This window comes from Pseudomonas sp. BRM28 (assembly GCF_002939405.1).
In the GTDB taxonomy this organism is placed as follows: domain Bacteria; phylum Pseudomonadota; class Gammaproteobacteria; order Pseudomonadales; family Pseudomonadaceae; genus Aquipseudomonas; species Aquipseudomonas palmensis.
On sequence record NZ_PEFV01000001.1, the window covers coordinates 471,385 to 491,005 of the forward strand.

Below are 19,621 nucleotides of genomic sequence, written 5' to 3' on the forward strand. Positions count from 1 at the left end.
CCAGCCATGACCGGGCTGGCGGTAAGGGCGAATACGATACACCTGCATTTGCGAAACTTTAAGTGAAGAGTTGCCCCGGCAGCGGCACACGATGCCGCACCCACCCGCGCAGCACTATCTACCGCACCTGCCCGCTGGAGCCAGCCCATCCTGCCATGGCCCAGACCAAGGAAGGATCGCCATGCCCCAGCCCCCCAACCCACAACGCGCACAGCTTCAGGACATTGCGCGCCAGCTCGTCGTCAACTGCCCGGACATGCGCCAGATGGCCCGTGAGGTGGCCGTCGACGCCCTGAAGAAGTTCGCCCGCAGCAGCCTCGATCCGGACACCGTGTACCTGCACCGTTTCAAGGCGGCCCAGTCCAACCCCAGAAGCTTCAGCGGCTGGGAGCACCGTGACCTGCCCTACCAGTCGCTGACGTTGCCGCAACTGGTGATGCAGCGCTTCGACGCCAACGACCAGGACAACGCCGACCTGCTCGGCTACCGCACCGGCTTCTACCGCGAAGGCGCGCATGCCGGGGTGTTCGACGAACGCAACGAAGTCCCCATGGCACCGGCCGATGTGCTGCGCTACTTCTGGCAGATCGACTTCAGCTCGGTCTTCAAGCAGAAGATGCAGGCGTTCTGGGCCAACAGTGCAGAGGCGTTTCGCAGCATGGCCAAGGCCAACTTCCTGAGCAAGGTGGTGGAAGCCTGCGAACACGCAGACCTGCCCGAACAGCGCAAACGCTACCGCCTGCTGGCCCGGGCACTGGCCGGCGTCACCGACTGGCCGCCCACCCTCGAACAACTGCAGCAAACGCATGTTCCCGACCAGGGGGTGCGCCTGCATGCCTTCGACATCGGCGGCTACGTCGCCAGCGACATGCTGCGTGCCGTGCTGCCCGATGGCTACCAGGTGCTGTACATGCCCGGCGAGGTCACGGCCCTGCACCTGTTTGCCAACCCTGCGCAGCTTTACTGGTGGGTGCTGCAGAACACCAATGCCGCAGATAACCGCGCGCGCCTGATGGCCCACTTCGCGTTGTCCAGCCATGCCGAAAACCCCGCCGGGGTCGGGCTCGAGCATCTGATCGACCTGCTGTTCTCCAACTGGGCCGGCAGCGCACACGATGCCATCAACCTGCTGGACAAGCCGGTCGAGCAGGATGCATTCAGCTACCTGCGCGATGCGGCGCGACAGCGCATGAGCGACGACGCGCACTTCGCCCTGCGCTCCAACGCCGACCTGCGCAAACAGATGTGGGTGGCGGACCTGCACGCCTTTACCCGGTTCGCCGGGGCAATGGCCGCCTTCGACTGGCCGGTTGCACTGGCTGCCGTGGGCGCAGGGCTTGGCGAGACCGGCCTGTCCATCGACGAGGCGATCAACGGCCACACCACTGCCGAGCGCCAGGCGGGCGTCATCGGCGCCGTACTGGCCTCCATCGACACGCTGTTCAACGCGACGCTGCTCGGCGAGGAGACCGGTGAAGCGATACGGGTCGACGGCGAGGTGCCCGCCGTCGCCGAGCCCTATGTGGAGGCCGAGGACGAACCCCTTGCCACTGCCGAGGATATTGACGCCCAGGTGCCCGCCCCCCTGCGACCGACACCGGCTTCCCAGCGCCTGGCCACCTTCGAGACCAATGCCCTGCTCGATGGCGAAAAACCCGGGGTTGGCAAGATGCAGGGCATCTACTCGCTGGCCGACGGTTTCTATGTAGCGATCGGCGATTTCGCCTACCAGGTGCGGTACGTGGGCGAGCTCAAGAGCTGGGTGGTGATCGACCCGAATGCGCCCTTTTCGTTCTACCGCAACGTGCCCATCCGGCTCACTGCGCAACAGCAGTGGGAGCCCGTCGCACAGGGCCGCCTTCTGGGGGGTACACCGCGCTTTCGCCTGAAACTGTGGGGCCGCAGCGACTACGCGCCACCCCCTGCCGAACGTATCCCCACGCCCTACGAGCTGCTCCCGCGCCAGCAGGCACAGCTGCGTTCGGTGGATGACGAACAGCTCAGCGGCATTACCTATCGGGCCAATCAGCCACACCTGGAAGAAGCCTGCGACCTGTTTCGCAAGCTGCGCAGCAAGCTGCTGAACGACGCCAGGGAGTATCTGAGCACGGTGGAGCTGCCGCCACGCCCGCAACTGCCGCTGTTCGAAAGCAACCCGGCGCCCAAGCAGATCCTGCGTGGTTGCTACTCCCGCTGCGACGGCGTGGTGATCGGCGAATGCCACGCACACCTGGGCAGCAAACGCTTTCTGATCGACAACATGGCGCAACTGCGCAAGCAGAAGGTCAAGGTGCTGTACCTGGAGCATCTGCTGACGGACTTTCACCAGGCCGACCTCGATGCGTTCAACCGCACAGGCAACATGAGCCAGCACCTGCGCGACTATGTGGCCGAACTGGACCGAAGCCAGGCCACCGACAGCAGCGGACGCTATACCTTCCAGCAGGTGATGCTCACCGCACAGGCCAACCAGGTCCGCCTCCAGGCCATCGACTGCATGGCCAGCTATCGTCAGGCCTGGCTGGCCACCCCGCCGGGCCCGATCCGCCAACAGATGATGAACTTCTTTGCCCATCGGGTCATTGCAGCAGACCAGGCCCTGCACCCCAGCAGGTGGATCGCCTTCGTGGGCAACACCCACACCAACACGTTTGACGGCGTGCCAGGGCTTGCCGAGCTGCAGGGCGCCATCGGCCTGCGCATCGAAGACATCGAGTGCGGGCTGCCTGTTCGATTCGGCGTGGACCCCGGTATCCAACCCGACCAGTCGGCCAACCTGGCGGCGGTCAAATGCGACCTGCTGCTGCAGGTGCCCATTGCTCCCGCACACGGCGTGGCACGCACCCTGGAAGAAAAGCTGCGCGCTGTCGGCTCCTTCAGTTTCACCCAGGTGGAGGGGACCTTGCAGATGATCCACCGCAGCAAGGACCTGACGCTGCACTACACCCCCATCCAACGGGACGGCACGTTCTACTACATCGATCGGGCGAGCTGGCCACGCGTGGACAAGCGCCGCATGCCAAGCCTGGCGCAACTGTCGACCCTGGTGACATCCAACGGGCTGACCTTCGTGCCACTGTAACGGCGCCGCCCAGCTTTGCTTGCTGCCTGAGCGGGCCGGGCTGGCTGGGCGGCCCGCACTACTTACTTACCGCACGCTGCTCGCCGCCCCCGGCCAAGCTGGCCCCTCGCCCCTGACACGGAAGTACCGCCATGCCCCTGACCGCCCAACAGACCCACGACCACGAACAGCTGCAGAACCTGGCCCGACAACTGGTCAAGCATTGCCCCGACATGCGCCAGATGGCCCGCGAAATCGCCAGCCATATCCTGAAGAAACACACCCGCAGCACGCTGGACCCGGACGCGGTGTACCTGCACCGGTTCAACACCGCGCATAGCAGCCCGCGCACCTTCAGCGGCTGGGAACACCTCGGCCCGCCCAGCGAATCGCTGACACTGCCGCAACTGGTGATGCAGCGGTTCGATGTCAACGACCAGGACAACGCCGACCTGCTCGGCTACCGCACCGGCTTCTACAGCCGCGGGCCGGGTACAGGCCTGTTCGATGAGCGCGATGAAGTGCCGATGGCCCCGCGCGAGGTACTCGACGAGCTGTGGAAGGTCGACTTCTGCAGCGCCTTCCACCAGGACCTGACCCGCTTCTGGGCCCGTCATTCGGACAACTTCCGCACCCTGGCCAAGGCCAACTTCCTGAGCAAGGTGCTCGAAACCTGCGCGCACCAGACCGACCCCGCCCGCCTGGCACGCTTGCGGCGGGTGGCCACTGCCCTGGCCGGTGACGCCAGCTGGCCGCCCTCGCTGAGCCAGTTGCAACAACAGGCCAGGCCGGTGGCGGGGGTGCGCCTGTGCACCTTCGACATCGGCGGCCATGTGGCCACCGATATCCTGCGGGTGGAACTCGACGACGGTTACCAGTTGCTCTACATCCCGGGCGAGGTCGACGCCCTGCACCTGTTCGCCAACCACAGCGAGCTGTACTGGTGGGTGCTGCACAACACCAATGCGGCGCAGAACCGCGCACGCTTCATGACCCACTTCGCCCTTGCGGACCGCGGCGAAAAAGCCAGCGCGGTGGGGCTCGAGCACCTGATCGACGTGCTGTTCAACAACTGGGGCGGCAACGGTCACGACGCACTCAACCAGTCGAACGCGACCGTGCATGGCGACGGGTTCACCCACCTGCGCGATGCAGCGCGTCAGCGCATGATCGACGATGCGCACTTCTCGCTGCGCTCCAACGCCGACCTGCGCAAGCAACTGTGGATCGGCTACCTCAAGGCCTTCGGCACCTTCGCCAGTGCCATGGCCGCGGTCGACTGGCCGGTAGCGCTGGCTGCCGTGGGCGCCGGGCTGGCCGAAACCGGCCTGAACATCGATCAGGCGGTCAACGGGCACACCACTGCCCAACGCAAGGCCGGCGTGATCGGCGCCGTGCTGGCGGCCATCAACACGCTGTTCAATGCCACCCTGCTCGCGGGCCCGGCCGTCACCGGTGAAATCGCCGAGATCGAACCCAGCCTGGACGCGGGCACGCACACTGCACCCGTCGAGCCCGAACACACGCCAATGGCCACCCCGGCGGAACTCGCCGAGTGGGCGCCTGCGCCGCTGATACCGGCCGAGCGCTCGCAACTGCTGGCCCCGTTCGAAACCAACGTGCTGCTGGACGGGCACGCCACCGGCAGCGGCAAATTCCAGGGTATCTACACCCTGGACGACGGCTTCTATGCCCAGATAGACGGGTTCCCCTACCACGTGCGCTACATCGGCGAGCTGCGTTCATGGGCGGTGGTCGACCCGCAGAACCCCTACTCGTTCTACCGCAACGTGCCCATTGGCCTGAACGACGAAGGCGTATGGCAACCGCTGGAGCAGGGTCTGAAAGGCGGGGCGCCACGCTTTCGCCTCAAGCTCTGGGGCCAGGCCCAGGTACCCGCGCCCGGCCCGGAACGCGTGCCCACCCCCTATGAAGTCGACAAGGCGCTGCAGCCCGAATTGCTCAAGGCCTCCAACGGTGGCGAGGAGTCGAACCTGAGCGGGCGCACGTTCTCCCCCAACAACCCCGCCCGCGAACAGGCCTACGCGCAATTTCGCACCTTGCGCGACCTGCTGGTCGACGACGCCGAAGCGTTTTTCAGCACCGCAAGCCTGCCGCAGCGGCCACCGCTGCCAACATTGGCTGCCGATGCCAGCGCCAGGCAGATCATTCGCAGCGTGTACGAAAACAGCGAGGGCCTGGTGGTCGGCGAAGCCCATTCACAACTGGGCAGCAAGCAGTTTCTGATCGAGAACATGGCCCTGCTCAAGCAGCAGAAGGTGCGGGTGCTGTACATGGAGCACCTGATGACCGACTTCCAGCAGGCCGACCTGGACCTGTTCAACCAGACCGGGCAGATGCCCCAGGCACTCAAGACCTACGTGACCGATCTGGACCGCGGCTGGCACACCGACCCCGCCCAGCGCTACACCTTCATGCAGGTGCTCAGGAGCGCGCAGAAACAGGGCATCCGGATACAGGCCATCGATTGCATGGCCAGTTACCGCCAGGCATGGATGGGCCCCCGACCACCCGCGATTCGCCAGAAGATGATGAACTTCTTCGCCCACCGCGTGATCGCTGCCGACCAGGCTGCCCATGGCGCCGGCAAATGGGTTGCACTGATGGGCAACACCCACGCCAACACCTTCGAGAGCGTGCCCGGGGTCAGCGAACTGCAAGGTGTGATCGGTGTGCGCGTCGAGGACATCGAAATCGGCAGCAGCGCAAGCGTCGGCCGCGACCCGGGGCTTTACGCAGTGGACGACGGTATCCGCGAAACCCGCGTGCAGGGCGACCTGCGCCTGCAGGTGCCGATTGCCCAGCCGCCCTCGGCCTCGGGCACGCTGGAAAGCCGGCTGGCCAAACCGGGGGCGTTCGGCTTCAAGGGCATCGACGGCAAGATGACCCTGATACACCGCAGCAAGGACCTGGCGCTGCACTACACGCCCATCGCAAGGGACGGTGAGTTCATCTACATCGAACGCGCCAGCTGGCCATGGCTGGACAAGCGACGCCTGCCGGACCTGTCGGAAATGGCCTTCCAGCTGTCCCGGTACGGCTTGAAGTACGTGCCGCTGTGACGCCAGGCAGGCGGCGATGAAAAAAGGGCAAGGCCGCCTGGCCCTGCCCTTGCTTTCGCCTCGCGGCAACCGGGTCGCTAGGCCTGGTGCGTCAACTAGTGCTTGAACATCACATGGCGCACGGTGGTGTAGTCCTCCAGGCCATACATCGACATGTCCTTGCCATAGCCGGAGAGCTTGGCGCCGCCGTGGGGCATTTCGCTGACCAGCATGAAGTGCGTGTTGACCCAGGTGCAGCCGTATTGCAGGCGTGCGGCCAAACGGTGGGCGCGGCCCACGTCGCGGGTCCACACCGAGGAGGCCAGGCCGTAGTCCGAATCGTTGGCCCACGCCAGGGCCTGAGCCTCGTCGTCGAAGGCGGTAACCGTGACTACCGGGCCGAAGATCTCATGGCGCACCACCTCGTCGTCCTGCCGGGCGCCGGCAAGTACGGTCGGCTCGAAGAAGAACCCTGGCCCGGCGACACGCTGGCCACCGGTCACCACCTCGATGTGCGACTGCTCGCGGGCGCGCTGCACAAAGCCTTCCACGCGCTCCAGATGCTGCTGGGTGATCAGCGGCCCGAGCTCGGTGTCAGGGTCGTCCTGCAGGCCGTAGCGGATGCTGGCCACCGCCTCGCCGAGCTTCTTCACGAACGCCGCGTACACGCCCTTCTGCACATACAGGCGGCAGGCGGCGGTGCAGTCCTGGCCGGCATTGTAGAAGCCGAAGCTGCGCACGCCTTCGACCACGGCATCGATATCGGCATCATCGAACACGATCACCGGGGCCTTGCCGCCCAGCTCCATGTGCATGCGTTTCACGCTGTCGGCGGTGCCGGCGATGATGCGGCTGCCCGTGGCCACCGAGCCGGTCAACGACACCATGCGCACCTTGGGGTGCGCGGTCAGGGGCTTGCCGACACTCGGGCCGCGGCCGAAGACCACGTTCACCACGCCTGCCGGGAAAATCTCCGCCATCAGTTGCGCCAGCTTGAGGGTGGTCAGCGGCGTCTGCTCGGACGGTTTGAGCACCACGGTATTGCCTGCGGCCAGGGCCGGCCCGAGCTTCCAGGCGGCCATCATCAGCGGGTAGTTCCACGGTGCGATGGAGGCCACCACGCCCACCGGGTCGCGGCGGATCATCGAGGTGTGCCCTTCCAGGTACTCGCCGGCGGCACTGCCTTGCAGGCAGCGGCTGGCACCGGCAAAGAAGCGGAACACGTCGGCCACGCCCGGCAGCTCGTCGTTGAGCGCCGCCGCGTAGGGCTTGCCGCAGTTGTCCGCTTCCAGGCGCGCCAGCTCCGGGGCGTGAGCGTCGATCGCATCGGCCAGTTTGAGCAGCAGCAGCGAACGGTCCTTGGGGGTGGTCTGCGACCAGCTGTCGAACGCCGCATCCGCAGCGCACACCGCGGCATCGACCTGGGCCAGGCTGGCCTCGGGGATCTCCACCAGCGTGGCCCCCAGGGACGGGTTGAGCACCGCCAGGGTTTCGCCTTCACCGGCGATGAGTTGTCCATTGATCAGCAGGCAGGTTTGCATGGGTTCTCCTGTGCGGCGAGGTTGGCCGCCGCCATAAAAAAGTCGCAAGCGCCCCGTGCCCGCAGCCGGGCTGCGCACAGGGGGAGCATTACAGGGGGGGCAGGCGCCGGGCGCCCGCAGGTTCAGAGTGCGGCTTCAGGCACTGCCGTGCTGAACAGCCGGGTGCGCCAGGCCAGGTACACCAGCCCCAGCAGCACCCAGCAACAGCCGAGAATCAGCGCGTCGGCATCCAGGCTGATCAACATCCAGCCCGAGGTGAAGGCGCCGGCCAGGGGGAAGATCACCCCGCGGACCACGCCGGCCTTGTCGCCGATGCTGCGGTCGAAGGTCAGTTTCAGTGCGCACAGGTTGACCGAGGTGAAGGCCAGGAAGGCGCCGAAGTTGACCAGCGAAGTAGCCGTGGCGATGGTCAGGCCGAACCCGACGAAACCGAAGGCCCCGCACAGGGCGATGTTGAATACCGGGGTCCTGTAGCGCGGGTGCAGCACGCCGAACAGCTTCTGCGGCAGCTGGTTGTCGCGGCCCAGGGCATACAGCAGACGCCCCACGCTGGCCTGGAACGACAGGCCGGCGGCGAAGTGGGCAATGATGATGCCGGTGAGTACCACGCCGAAGAACAAGTCGCCACCGATGGTCTTGGCGATTTCGAAGGCCGCGCCGTCGATGTTCTCGAACAGGCCCGCCGGGTGCGCCAGGTACATGAAGTACGAGGAGCCCACGTACAGGCTGCCGCCGATCAGGGCCACCAGCAGGATGGCACGCGGGATGGTGCGCTCGGGCTCGACGGTTTCTTCGCTCAGGGTCGACAGCGCGTCGAAGCCCAGGAACGAATAGGCGGCGATCGCGGCCCCGGCCATGGTGGCCGAGAACGGCACGTCGGCATTGAAGAACGGCTTGACCGAGAGCAGACCGCCCGGGCCGTTGATGGCCGACACGTAGTGCCAGCACAGCGCGATGAACACCGCGATGATGGTCAGCTGGATCAGCATCAGGATGATGTTGAAGCGGTTGGCGACCTGGATGCCGAGGATGTTGAGCAAGGTGGTGGAAACGATGAAGCCGGTGATCCAGCACCACTGCGGTACATCCGGGAACGCCAGGCTCAGGTAGCTGGCCCCCAGCAGCCAGATCAGCATCGGGATGAAGAAGTAGTCCAGCAGCGCGGCCCAGCCGACCATGAAGCCGATGCCAGGGTTGAACACCTTGCGGGTGTAGGTGTAGGCGGAACCGGCCGCCGGGAAGATCCGCACCAGGCGCCCGTAGCTCAGGGCGGTGAAGATCACGCCGATGGAGGCCACCACATAGGACAGCGCCACGGTGTTCTGGCTGGCCTGGGCGATCACGCCATAGGTGCCGAACACGATCAGCGGGGCGATGAAGGCCAGGCCGAACAACAGCACGGACACCGGCCCGAGGGTCCGGCGCAGGTGCGCGGAGGAAGTCGATGCGCTCATGGTTAGGGCCTCAGGCTGCGTAGGTGTAGGCGGCGCGGATCACGTCGAGGTAGCTCTCGACTGACATCTCCTTGGCGTTGCTCGCATCGGAAATGTTGCTCTTGGACTTCTCTGCGATGGCCAGGAAGTCCTCCTCGCGCACCCCGGCCACATCGGCGAAACGCGGAATACCCAGCTCGCGGTTCATGCGGAACAACTGCTCCACGCCCGCTTCGGCGGCAGCGCTGGCGCCAAGATTGGGGTCGATGCCCAGGGCATAGGCGACATCGGCATGGCGGCGCAGGTCGGCGTCGCGGTTATGGCTGAACACGAACGGCAGGAAGATCGCGTTGCCCACCCCGTGCGGGGTGTCGTACATGCCGCCGATGGCTTCGGAGATGCAGTGCACGCTGGCGATGTCGGCATTGCCGAAGGCCATGCCGGCAATCAGGCTGGCGATCAGCATCTGTTCGCGGGCCTCGCGGTTGTCCGGCTCCTGCACGGCGGGCTTGAGGTACTGCGCGATCAGGCGAATGGCATGCAGGGCCAGGCCGTCGCTGATCGGGTTGGCCGGCTTGCCGGTGTAGGCCTCGATGGCGTGGGTCAGCGCGTCCATGCCGGTGGCGGCGGCGATGTGCGGCGGCAGCGTGGCGGTGATGTCCGAGTCGAGCAGCGCCAGAACCGGGCCGATGCGGTAGTCCAGGATGCTCATCTTGAACTGGCGGCGGGTGTCGGTGATCACCGAGAAGAACGTGACCTCGCTGCCGGTGCCTGCGGTGGTCGGGATCGCCACGATTGGTAGCACCGGGCCCTTGAGGGTGAAGGCACCTTCGTAGTCCTCGACCTTGCCGTCGTGGGTCAGCAGTACGCTGATCGCCTTGGCCGCGTCCATCGCACTGCCGCCACCCACTGCCAGCACGCCGTCGATGCCCTTGCCGCGATACAGCTCGGCGGCGCGGTTGACGTCTTCGCTGCGCGGGTTGGGCTTGACGTCGACGATCTCGTCATAACGCACGCCGGCCTTGTCCAGGCTGGTATAGATGCTGTCGAGCAGGCCGGCGTTCTTCACGCCCGGGTCGGTGACCAGCAGCACGTGGCGCAGGCCCAGGTCGGTCAGGTGCTCGCCGGTACGCTGGCGCAGGCCAGGTTCCATGACGATCTTGGTAGGTAACAGAAACTGGAATTGCATCGGTAGGTTCCTCTCGCACTGGGGCGCACTTGCAATGTTGTAGTTATGGCAGACGAGTCAGAGGGGCCGCCTGGGCGGTGGGTGTCTGGTTATTGTTGTGGCGGTAGCCGATCGCCGAAGCCGATGGACCGCTTGTCCAGGCGCTGCACGGTGGGCACAGGCCGGTATGGGGCCAGACACTAAGACACGGGTAGCGGATCGACAATTACTAAAAACTCAAGGGAGCATTCGATTAAATCGAATGCTCCCCGTGCACCGGGGGTAGCGGCCTACAGGTGCTGCCCGTGGCGCGCCATGATGTGCCGCACCACGCTGTAGTCCTGCAGCGAGTCGCTGGACAGGTCCTTGCCGTAGCCCGAGCGCTTGAGCCCGCCGTGGGGCATTTCGCTGACCAGCATGAAATGGCTGTTGATCCAGGTGCAGCCGTACTGCAGGCGCGCCGCCACCTGCATGGCCTTGTCCAGGTTCTGGGTCCACACCGACGAGGCCAGGCCGTATTCGGAGTCGTTGGCCCAGTCCACGGCCTGGGCCAGCTCGTCGAAACGGGTCACGGTGACGACCGGGCCGAACACCTCGCGCTGGACGATCTCGTCGGTTTGCCGGCAGCCTGCCAGCAGTGTCGGCTGGTAGTAGAACCCGGGCCCGGCATGCATCGCCGCACCCGTGACGCACTCCACGTGCGGCTGGCTGAGGGCGCGCTCGACGAAGCTGGACACCCGGTCGCGCTGGCGCGTGCTGATCAGCGGGCCGATCTCGTTGTCGGCATCGTGCGTGCCGGCATAGCGAATGCTGCTGACCGCAGCCCCGAGTTCGGCCACCAGCCGGTCGTGGATGCCGGCCTGGGCGTAGACCCGGCACGCCGAGGTACAGTCCTGCCCGGCGTTATAGTAGCCATAGGCACGCACGCCCTCGACCACCGCCTGCAGGTCGGCATCGTCGCAGACGATCACCGGGGCCTTGCCGCCCAGTTCCAGGTGGGTGCGCTTGAGGGTTTTGGCCGCTGTGGAGAGGATCTTCTGCCCGGTGACGATATCGCCGGTCAGCGAGACCATGCGGACCTTGGGGTGGCCGACCAGGTGAGCGCCGACGTTCTCGCCACCGCCGCAGATGATGTTGATCACCCCGCGCGGCAGGATCCGCGCCAGCGCCGGCGCCAGGGCCAGGATCGACAGCGGGGTGTGTTCGGACGGCTTGAACACCAGGGTGTTGCCTGCGGCCAGGGCCGGCGCGATCTTCCAGGCGGCCATCATGATCGGGTAGTTCCACGGCGCGATCGATGCCACCACCCCGATCGGGTCGCGGCGCACCATGCTGGTGTAGCCGGGTACGTATTCGCCACTGAGCTGACCGGTCTGGCAGCGCACCGCGCCGGCGAAGAAGCGGAACACATCGACGGTGGCGCTCAGATCATCCTTGCGCGCCAGGTGCAGCGGCTTGCCGCAGTTCAGCGCTTCGAGCCGGGCGAAGGCGTCGGCGTGCTGCTCGATGGTACTGGCGATCTCCAGCAGCAGGTTGGAGCGCTGCTGCGGCGTGGTGCGGGCCCAACCGGCGAACGCGCGGTGGGCGGCCAGGATCGCGGCCTCGGTCTGCTCGGCGCTGGCTTCGGCGATAGGGGTCAGCACCTGGCCGGTGGCCGGGTTGAGGATCGGCTCGACGACGCCCTCGCCTGCGACTAGTTCGCCATCGATCAGGAGTGCGGTGGACAACGGGGTCTGCGCGACTGGCATGTGCAGGGTTCCTTCTTGTGGTGTGGCCATGCGGCTAAAGGGATGACTTGCGCCCGCCGTGGGGCTGCTCGCGGGCGACCGTCAGAAACGGGTCGACCAGCGCCGGGCGCGCCGTGCCGCGGCGCCAGGCCAGGCCCACGTCGAGGGTCTGGGTCAGGTCGGCAATCGGGCGGGCCTCGATGATGTCGCCTTCCAGCGACCACGGGCGGTAGGTCATGTCAGGCTGTATCGACACCCCCAGGCCCGCTGCCACCAGGCTGCGCACCGCCTCGGTCGAGGCCGTGCGCAGGGTGATGCGCGGCTGCAGCCCGGCCTGCGCCCACTGGCGCTGGGCGGTGTGGTCCATCTCATCGACGTTCAGCTGGATCAGCGACTCCCGGGCCACGTCGCCCAGGTTGATGCTGTCGTGTTCGAGCAACGGGTGCTGGGCCGGCAGCCACAGCCGGTAGGGCGAGTGGGTCAGCACCTCCGATTGCAGGGCGTGACGGTCTTCAAGGTTGGAGAGTATCAGCACGCCCACATCGATTTCGCCGCTGACCAGCAGGTGCTCGATGTACGGTCGCTCGTCTTCCATCACGCGGATTTCGACGTTGGGGTAGGCACGCTGGAAGCGCGTGAGCAGGTCGGCCAGGTAGTAACCCGCCACCAGGCTGGTCACCCCCACCACCAGCTGGCCGGCGACCTGGTCGGTGCTCTGCTGCAGGCTGCGCTTGGCGTTGTCCACCGTGGCCAGGATCAGGTGCGCCTGGCGCAGGAACTGATGGCCCTGGTGGGTCAGGTGCATGCCCTTGGCGTGGCGATTGAACAGGCTCACGCCGATTTCCTGTTCCAGCTGCTGGATGGCCAGGGTCAGGGTGGACTGGGAGATGTACACCGCCTGGGCCGCAGCCGAGATCGAACCGGTCTCGGCCACGGCAATGAAGTGGCGGATCTGACGCAGAGTCATCATGGGCATTACCCGGTACGTTGTTTTTATAGATGCAGGCGAGTGTATATCTTTTTTATCGATGGCTTGCTGAAAACCGCCGCGCCTGCGGTTCAACGTGAAACCGCGTGGGCGGCCCCGGGTGGTTACAAAAAGGTGCGTACTTGTGGGGATCTGGCGCCCGCCCTAGATTGCCCGCCTCAATCAATGGAGTCCCGAGCCATGCGCACCCTGATCATTCTCGCCCACCCCAACCTGGAAAAATCCGTGGTCAACCAGGCCTGGTTGAAAGCCCTTGAAGCCAGCGACATGAACGTCACCCTGCACCGCCTGTACGAGGTGTATCCCCTGGGCGGCGCGCTGGACGTGGAAGCCGAGCAGGCACTGGTTCGCGCCCATGACAGCATCGTGTGGCAGTTCCCGTTCTACTGGTTCAGCACCCCGCCGCTGCTCAAGCAATGGCAGGACGAAGTGCTCACCCACGACTTTGCCTACGGCCACGGCGAAGGGCAGCGCCAGCTGGCGGGCAAACGTGTTGGCATGGCGATTTCTGCCGGCATCAGGCAAGACGATTACAGGGCCGGCGGGCGTTACAGCTACAGCCTGGACGAACTGCTGCGCCCGCTGGAAGTCACCCTCCGCTACATCGAAGCACTGCCGGTACGCCCGTGGGTGTTCTATGGCGCCGAGTACGCCATCGACCCGGCGGAGCTGGAGGCCAACGCCGAAGGTTACCTGGATTACCTGCGCCAATTTGCCCAGGCAGCCTGAGTTCAGCCTTCGGCGGGCGCCGGCGGTGTCTCGGTGGCCAGCGCATTACCTGAATGCAGGGCACCCCACTGGCACATCGCATCGATGATCGGCTGCAAGGTGCGGCCGTGCTCGGTCACCCGATACAGCACCTTGGGCACCTTGCCAGGGAAGGCTTCGCGCTCGACCAGCAGATCGCCCTGCAACTCCTTGAGTTGCTCGGTGAGCACCTTCGACGACAAGGGGCGCATCAGGCGCAGCAGCTCGCCTGTGCGCTTGGGGCCTTCCATCAGGTGGCACAGGATGGAGCACTTCCAGCGCCCGCCGATGGCCTCGATGGTAGCGTCGATGGGAAAGTTGAACACGCGGTTGACCATGACCGGTTTCTCCTGGCTGGGGCGCAAAGGCGTGCAGGATAGCAAGCGCACCTGCGGCCGGGGCAACTTGAGGCTAATCGACGCCTGGATACACCGCCAACGGATCACAGCGCTGCGACGCCCGCCTTGGCGACCTGCGCATCCTGCTGCGCCTTGACTCCGGACACCCCCACTGCACCGACCACCTGGCCGTCGACGATGATCGGCACACCGCCTTCGAGCGGCGTGATCAACGGGGCACCAACAAACGCCGTGCGCCCACCGTTGACCATGTCTTCGTAGCCTTTGGTCTCGCGCCGCCCCAGCGCCGCGCTCCGGGCCTTTTCCGATGCGATGTAGGCACCGATCGGAGCGCACCCGTCAAGGCGCGCAAGCGCGAGCGGATGGCCACCGTCATCGACGACCGCGATGGCGACCTCCCAATCGTTCTGTCGAGCCTGCGCGCAGGCGGCGTCCAGGATCCGGCGAACATCTGTGTGGCTCAGTACGGCTTTGTGCTGCATGTCTGGATTCTCGTCTGGTCATGTTGAGGCAGCCACGCACCTGATGCGCGATGCCCGAAAATGCTTGAGCTACGCCCGCGATCAGGAATGGGATACCCGGCGCAGGAAGTCCTTCATGCGCTCGTTGGTCGGGTTGCTCAGGATCTGCGCCGATGGCCCTTCGGCGACGATCGAGCCGCCTTCAAGGAACAGCGTGCGGGTCGACACGGCGCGTGCGAAGCCCATCTCGTGGGTCACCACCACCATGGTCATGCCTTCCTGGGCCAGGCTCTTCATGACGGCCAGGACCTCACCGACCAGCTCGGGGTCGAGCGCCGAGGTGGGCTCATCGAACAGCATGGCCCTGGGTTCCATGGCAAGTGCCCTGGCAATCGCCACGCGCTGCTGCTGGCCGCCGGAAAGCTGCGGCGGATAGGCGTTGTACTTCGCGGCCAGGCCGACACGGTCGAGCAGTTCCTTGCCACGCTTGCGGGCCTTGTCGACGGGTTCACCCTTTACGTACACCGGGCCCTCGATCACGTTTTCCAGGACGGTGCGATGGGGGAAAAGGTTGAACCGCTGAAACACCATACCCACCGAGCGACAGATCTGGCGGATGTTCCCGGAGCTGGCGTCGACCGTGACGCCGTCAATGCTGATCACGCCGCCGTCGTAGCGCTCCAGGCCATTGATGCAACGCAGCACCGTGGACTTGCCCGAGCCCGAAGGGCCGATCAGGCAAACCACTTCGCCCTGACGGATCTCTGCACTGATGCCATGGAGCACCTGGTGCGGACCAAACGACTTGGTGATGTTGTCGATGCGGATCATCGGGCACTCCTTTTGTATTTGCGTTCGAGCCAGCCGGCCAACCCCATCAGAGGCAGGCTCAGGCACAGGTACATCAGGGCAACCAGGGTGAAGATGTTGGCGTTGTTGAACGATGCTGCCGCGATCAGCTTGCCCTGCATCGACAGCTCGACCACGGTGATGATCGAGGCCTGGGAGGAGTCCTTGAGCAGCATGATCATGTTGTTGCTGTATGGCGGCAGCGCGATCTTCAACGCCTGGGGCAGGATCACCCGGCGCATGGTCATTGCGCGGCTCATGCCGATGGAGTGCGCCGCCTCGTTCTGACCGGGGTCGATGGCCTGGATACCCGAGCGAAACACCTCGGCCATGTAGGCGGAATAGGCAAGCCCGAGCCCCATGGCACCGGCCTGGAACGCACTCATGTCCACGCCCATTTCCGGCAACACGAAGTACAGGTAGAACAGAATGACGATGATCGGGATGCCGCGAATGGCATTGGTCAGGTAGCGCGAGCCTTCGGCCAGCCAGCGCACGCTGCTGACCCGCAACAGCGCCCAGAACAACCCCAGCAAGGTACTGATGAGCAGCGCGCACAGGGTGATGCCGATCGTTGTCCAGGCACCTTCCATCAGTATCGGAAAGTACTCGACTGCCTGGCTGAAAAAACCTTCGAACATAGGATTGCATCCTCACATGCGGGCACCGTCGGGCGGTGGCCGTGATCACGAATCAGAGTTTCTTGACGTTCCATTTGGTGAGGATCGCGTCGAGCGTACCGTCGGCCTTGAGCTTGGCTACACCGCCATTGATTCGGGCGAGCAGCTCGCTGTTGCCTTTGCGCACCGCCACGCCGATCGCGATACGGATCTGCTTCTGGTAGTCATCGGCAACGCGCAGCTTGCTGGAGCCGGACTGCTGCACGGTGTAGAGCATCACCGGGCCATCGCCTACGGCAACATCGATACGCCCCAGGGCCACCTCGCGAATCATGTCGGACATGCTGTCGTACATCCGCAGCTCCTTGATGCCCTGCTGGGCTTTCATCGGTTCCACCGACACGGTGCCAGTCTGCACGCCGACCTTCTTGCCGGCGAAGTCGGCGCTGCTGTGGTACGCCGTCGTGTCCTGGCTGTTGGCAATCACCTCCTCGCTGTAGGCGAACAGTTCGTCGGAGAAGTCGACCACCTGGGCGCGCTGGGCATTCATGGCGAAAGCAGAGCTGATCATGTCTATCTTGTCCGTCTGCAACGACGGCACCAGGCCACCGAAGGGGATCGGACGCAGCTCGGGCGTGAAACCAAGCTCCTTGCCCAGCGCCTGGGTGATATCGATCATCACGCCCCGAAGCGTGTTGGTCCTGGTGTCCAGGAAGTTGAAGGGCACCGCAGTGGGTGTGGCGCCGACGCGCAGTGTGTCCTGGGCCTGGGCAGTGCCCAGCAGTACGGGAAGAGTCAGTGCCGCACAGGTGGTCAGTTTGATCAATCGGGTGAGCATGGGACGTCTCCTGTTGTTCGCAGAGTGAAGGTCACACAGCTGCGGTAACGATGATTTCCACGAGCATGTCGGGGGCACCCAGCAGGGCCTGGCAAGTGGCGCGGGTGGGCGCGCAGCCATGCGGTACCCACGCATCCCAGGCCTCGTTCATGCCCTGGAAGTCGGTGGCGATGTCCTTGAGCCAGATCTGCGCAGTGAGCAGTCGGGTGCTGTCACTGCCGACAGAAGCGAGCAACGCGTCGATGCGCTTGAGAACCTCGGTCGTCTGGGCCTTGATATCGCCACTTCGCTCGGCGGCGACAACCCCGGCAAAGTAGGCGGTGCCCGCATGCACGACAATGCGGCTCATGCGGGCGTTGGTCTGGTGGCGCGTGATGGCGTTGTTCATGGTCATCTCCTGGGGTGTGAGTAGGTCAGAAACGGCTGATCGAAAAGGGCAACAAGTCGCGTTGGGCATCGACAGACCCTGACATGGCCAGAGCCAGCAAGCGTCCCGTGCCCGCCGATCCGGTCAACCCGAGGTGGCCGTGGCCGAACGCGCACCACAGGCCCGTGTGCCCGGGAAGCTCGCCAATCACCGGAAGCGAATCGGGGAGACACGGACGGTGGCCCATCCACTCGGTGGCAGCACGAATGTCCAGGCCTGGAAGCCCTGCCTTGGCGTGAGCGGCGAGCAACTGCGCGCGAGGGCTGCTTGGCGCTCGCTGCAGGCCGCCGAACTCGACGGTGCCGGCAACCCGCAGCCCTTGCTGCATGGGCGTCATGAACACCTTGCGGTCTGCGAGAACCACGATGCGCTGAAGCTCCACGCCGCCGTGGGGAAAACGCAGGTGGTAGCCGCGTTGTGTTTCCAGCGGAACCTTCACCCCCAGCGGGCGCAGCAGTTGAGCAGACCAGGCACCTGCAGCGACAACCACCTGCACCGCACAGTAGTCCCCGGACTGGGCGCCAACGCGCCAGCCGCTGGTATCCCGTGCCAGGCGTTGCACTCGATCGCGGATGAACCTCACGCCGCGCGTCTTCAGATGCTCTGCAATGACTGTGGCGTAGCGCTGCGGCTCCCGGACCCACAGCTGATCGGGCAGGTAGTAGCCGGTTTGATAGATCGGCCCGAGCGCAGGCTCCAGCGCTCGGATCTCTTCGCCCGTGACATGCCGGGCGTCGAGCCCATGCTGTTTTTTCAGGGCCCAGCCGGCGTTGTCTTTCTCCAGGCTGGCCTGATCGGGGTAAAGGTGCAGTTGACCCGTTTCCGCGATCAGTTCACGGCAGCCAGCCTTGGCGGCGATGGCCTTGTGCTGGGTTGTCGCATCCCCCAGCAATGCATGCAGGGCCTGGGCAATCTGCGCAACCCTGGCCGGTCGCGAGGCGGCAACAAAGCGCGCCATCCACGGCGCCACCGTGAGCAGGTAACTGGCGGGAAGGTACAACGGCCCCGTGGGGTCGAGCAGCATGCGCGGCGCCTGCTTCAACACGCCGGGCATGGCCAGGGGGGCCACGGCACCGGAGGCAATCGAGCCGGCGTTGCCGGACGAGCACTCCGCCCCCGGAGCACCGGGATCGATGACGGTTACCGAAACGCCCGTCGCAAGCAGATGGTAGGCGGTACACAGGCCGACTATTCCGGCGCCGATGACGATCGCTTCGGGTTTGCGAGCTTGAGTAGTGGGCATCTTGTACAGGGCTCTTGATGGATGAGTCCCCGAGAGGATGCAGAGCCTGTACCGAATCTGATATCAATGTATCGCACAGCAATACGAGCAAACTCGAGTGTGATATTTCACAACGGTATGAGCGGTTAGACTTGCTTCGTCAGGCAGCCCCCTCGGCGGGCCATTTTTCACCGTTACGCCCCAATTCAGTGCTCGGCACGCCACTGCTGCACCACGTTGGTCTGGAGAGTTTCATGGAGCCAAACGAGTCCCCCCTGTTTGTCCAGGCCCTGGCCACCGGCCTCGGCGTCCTCGATGCATTCACGGCCGAACGGCCGACGATGAACCTGAAAGAAATTTCAGAAGCTGCGGGTGTTACCAAAAGTGCGGCTCAGCGCTTCACTCATACCCTGGTCACATTGGGCCTGTTACGAAAGGACGCAGCATCCAAGCGCTACTCGCTGTCGCCTCGCACCCTGGATACCGGCTACCGCTACCTACAGGCGCACGTGCTGCTGGAGCGAGCCAACCCTTACCTGCTGGACCTGAACCGCCAGACCGGCGAGACGGTCAACCTGGCCGAACGCGATGGGCACGAGATGGTGTACATCGGGCGATTCCCCAGCCCGCATCGCGCCGTCGTGCACATGCCCGTCGGTAGGCGACTGCCGATCTTCTGCTCGTCGGCAGGCCGCGCCTTTCTCTCGGCGCTGCCCGATGAGCAGATCAGGCACATTCTCACCGGTGTGGATCGGCCCAGATTCACACCGCACACGATTACCGACGTCGAAACGCTAACGAGCATCATCGCCAAGGTTCGGGAGACTGGCTTCGCCTACAGCATCGAGGAGTTCTACCTCAGCGACCTGGCCTTTGCCGTGCCGGTGTACAACATTCGTGGCGAGGCGGTGGCGGCGGTGAACCTGTCGGTGTCGACGGCCTACTGGAGCTTCGAGCGAGCGGTTGCGGAGCTTGTGCCGAAGCTGATCCACACCGCCAGGATGATCTCCACGACGCCGCCTACCTTCCGTGCGATGGAGCCGTTCCAGATCGGCTATGGCAAGGTGCGGGATGTTCCTTATGACAAGCCGTGAATGAAGCGCATGGTGCAGATGCCG

The 19,621-nt window shown here is 65.0% G+C and carries 16 protein-coding genes; 4 read left to right on the top strand and 12 right to left on the bottom strand.

Annotated features, from left to right (window positions below; translation table 11 throughout):
• The first annotated feature begins 181 nt into the window (after positions 1–181).
• A complete protein-coding gene (locus tag CR917_RS02240; protein ID WP_104571847.1) occupies positions 182–3,082 on the top strand; it encodes a membrane-targeted effector domain-containing toxin in 2,901 nt (966 codons plus the stop codon).
• Between the two features lie 131 nt (positions 3,083–3,213).
• Positions 3,214–6,144 (top strand): membrane-targeted effector domain-containing toxin, encoded by a 2,931-nt coding sequence (locus CR917_RS02245; RefSeq protein ID WP_104571848.1) that lies wholly within the window; start codon positions 3,214–3,216, stop codon positions 6,142–6,144.
• 95 nt (positions 6,145–6,239) lie between these two features.
• Here the strand turns inward: CR917_RS02245 and CR917_RS02250 are convergent, their stop codons facing one another.
• From CR917_RS02250 to CR917_RS02270, 5 genes are all read right to left on the bottom strand, one after another.
• Positions 6,240–7,664 carry a gamma-aminobutyraldehyde dehydrogenase gene (locus CR917_RS02250; RefSeq protein WP_104571849.1) on the bottom strand — a complete coding sequence of 475 codons (1,425 nt, stop codon included), beginning with the start codon at positions 7,662–7,664 and terminating at the stop codon, positions 6,240–6,242.
• A 122-nt stretch (positions 7,665–7,786) separates the two neighbouring features.
• Positions 7,787–9,118, bottom strand: coding sequence for an APC family permease (locus CR917_RS02255; RefSeq protein WP_043860646.1), 1,332 nt, complete (start codon positions 9,116–9,118; stop codon positions 7,787–7,789).
• Between the two features lie 10 nt (positions 9,119–9,128).
• Positions 9,129–10,286, bottom strand: coding sequence for an iron-containing alcohol dehydrogenase (locus CR917_RS02260; protein WP_043860647.1), 1,158 nt, complete (start codon positions 10,284–10,286; stop codon positions 9,129–9,131).
• A 269-nt stretch (positions 10,287–10,555) separates the two neighbouring features.
• A complete protein-coding gene (locus CR917_RS02265; RefSeq protein WP_104571850.1) occupies positions 10,556–12,013 on the bottom strand; it encodes a gamma-aminobutyraldehyde dehydrogenase in 1,458 nt (485 codons plus the stop codon).
• Positions 12,014–12,047: 34 nt separating this feature from the next.
• Positions 12,048–12,962, bottom strand: a complete 915-nt coding sequence (locus CR917_RS02270) for a LysR family transcriptional regulator (RefSeq protein WP_058541552.1) — start codon at positions 12,960–12,962, stop codon at positions 12,048–12,050.
• Positions 12,963–13,160: 198 nt separating this feature from the next.
• Here CR917_RS02270 and CR917_RS02275 point away from each other — a divergent pair, with 198 nt between their 5' ends.
• The gene (locus CR917_RS02275; RefSeq protein ID WP_104571851.1) at positions 13,161–13,709 is read left to right on the top strand and encodes an NAD(P)H-dependent oxidoreductase; all 549 of its coding nucleotides are present in this window, start codon (positions 13,161–13,163) and stop codon (positions 13,707–13,709) included.
• 2 nt (positions 13,710–13,711) lie between these two features.
• Here the strand turns inward: CR917_RS02275 and CR917_RS02280 are convergent, their stop codons facing one another.
• The 7 genes from CR917_RS02280 to CR917_RS02310 form a co-directional block, all read right to left on the bottom strand.
• Entirely contained in the window at positions 13,712–14,065 is a 354-nt protein-coding gene (locus CR917_RS02280) for a helix-turn-helix domain-containing protein (protein ID WP_043860650.1), read from the bottom strand.
• A 104-nt stretch (positions 14,066–14,169) separates the two neighbouring features.
• Positions 14,170–14,568 carry a heme-binding protein gene (locus CR917_RS02285; RefSeq protein ID WP_058541451.1) on the bottom strand — a complete coding sequence of 133 codons (399 nt, stop codon included), beginning with the start codon at positions 14,566–14,568 and terminating at the stop codon, positions 14,170–14,172.
• Between the two features lie 81 nt (positions 14,569–14,649).
• Positions 14,650–15,378 carry an amino acid ABC transporter ATP-binding protein gene (locus CR917_RS02290; RefSeq protein WP_054915062.1) on the bottom strand — a complete coding sequence of 243 codons (729 nt, stop codon included), beginning with the start codon at positions 15,376–15,378 and terminating at the stop codon, positions 14,650–14,652.
• A complete protein-coding gene (locus CR917_RS02295) occupies positions 15,375–16,037 on the bottom strand; it encodes an amino acid ABC transporter permease (RefSeq protein WP_054915063.1) in 663 nt (220 codons plus the stop codon). The genes CR917_RS02290 and CR917_RS02295 overlap by 4 nt, the downstream gene beginning before the upstream one ends.
• 52 nt (positions 16,038–16,089) lie before the next feature.
• Positions 16,090–16,854: an ABC transporter substrate-binding protein gene (locus tag CR917_RS02300; protein ID WP_054915064.1), complete on the bottom strand. Its 765-nt coding sequence runs from the start codon at positions 16,852–16,854 to the stop codon at positions 16,090–16,092.
• Positions 16,855–16,885: 31 nt separating this feature from the next.
• Entirely contained in the window at positions 16,886–17,242 is a 357-nt protein-coding gene (locus CR917_RS02305; protein ID WP_104571852.1) for a RidA family protein, read from the bottom strand.
• A gap of 25 nt (positions 17,243–17,267) precedes the next feature.
• The gene (locus CR917_RS02310; protein ID WP_054915066.1) at positions 17,268–18,524 is read right to left on the bottom strand and encodes an FAD-binding oxidoreductase; all 1,257 of its coding nucleotides are present in this window, start codon (positions 18,522–18,524) and stop codon (positions 17,268–17,270) included.
• Positions 18,525–18,757: 233 nt separating this feature from the next.
• On the opposite strand from CR917_RS02310, the gene CR917_RS02315 reads away from it, so the two are divergent.
• Complete coding sequence (locus CR917_RS02315) at positions 18,758–19,597, top strand: IclR family transcriptional regulator (RefSeq protein ID WP_054915067.1); 840 nt, start codon at positions 18,758–18,760, stop codon at positions 19,595–19,597.
• Positions 19,598–19,621 lie beyond the last annotated feature (24 nt).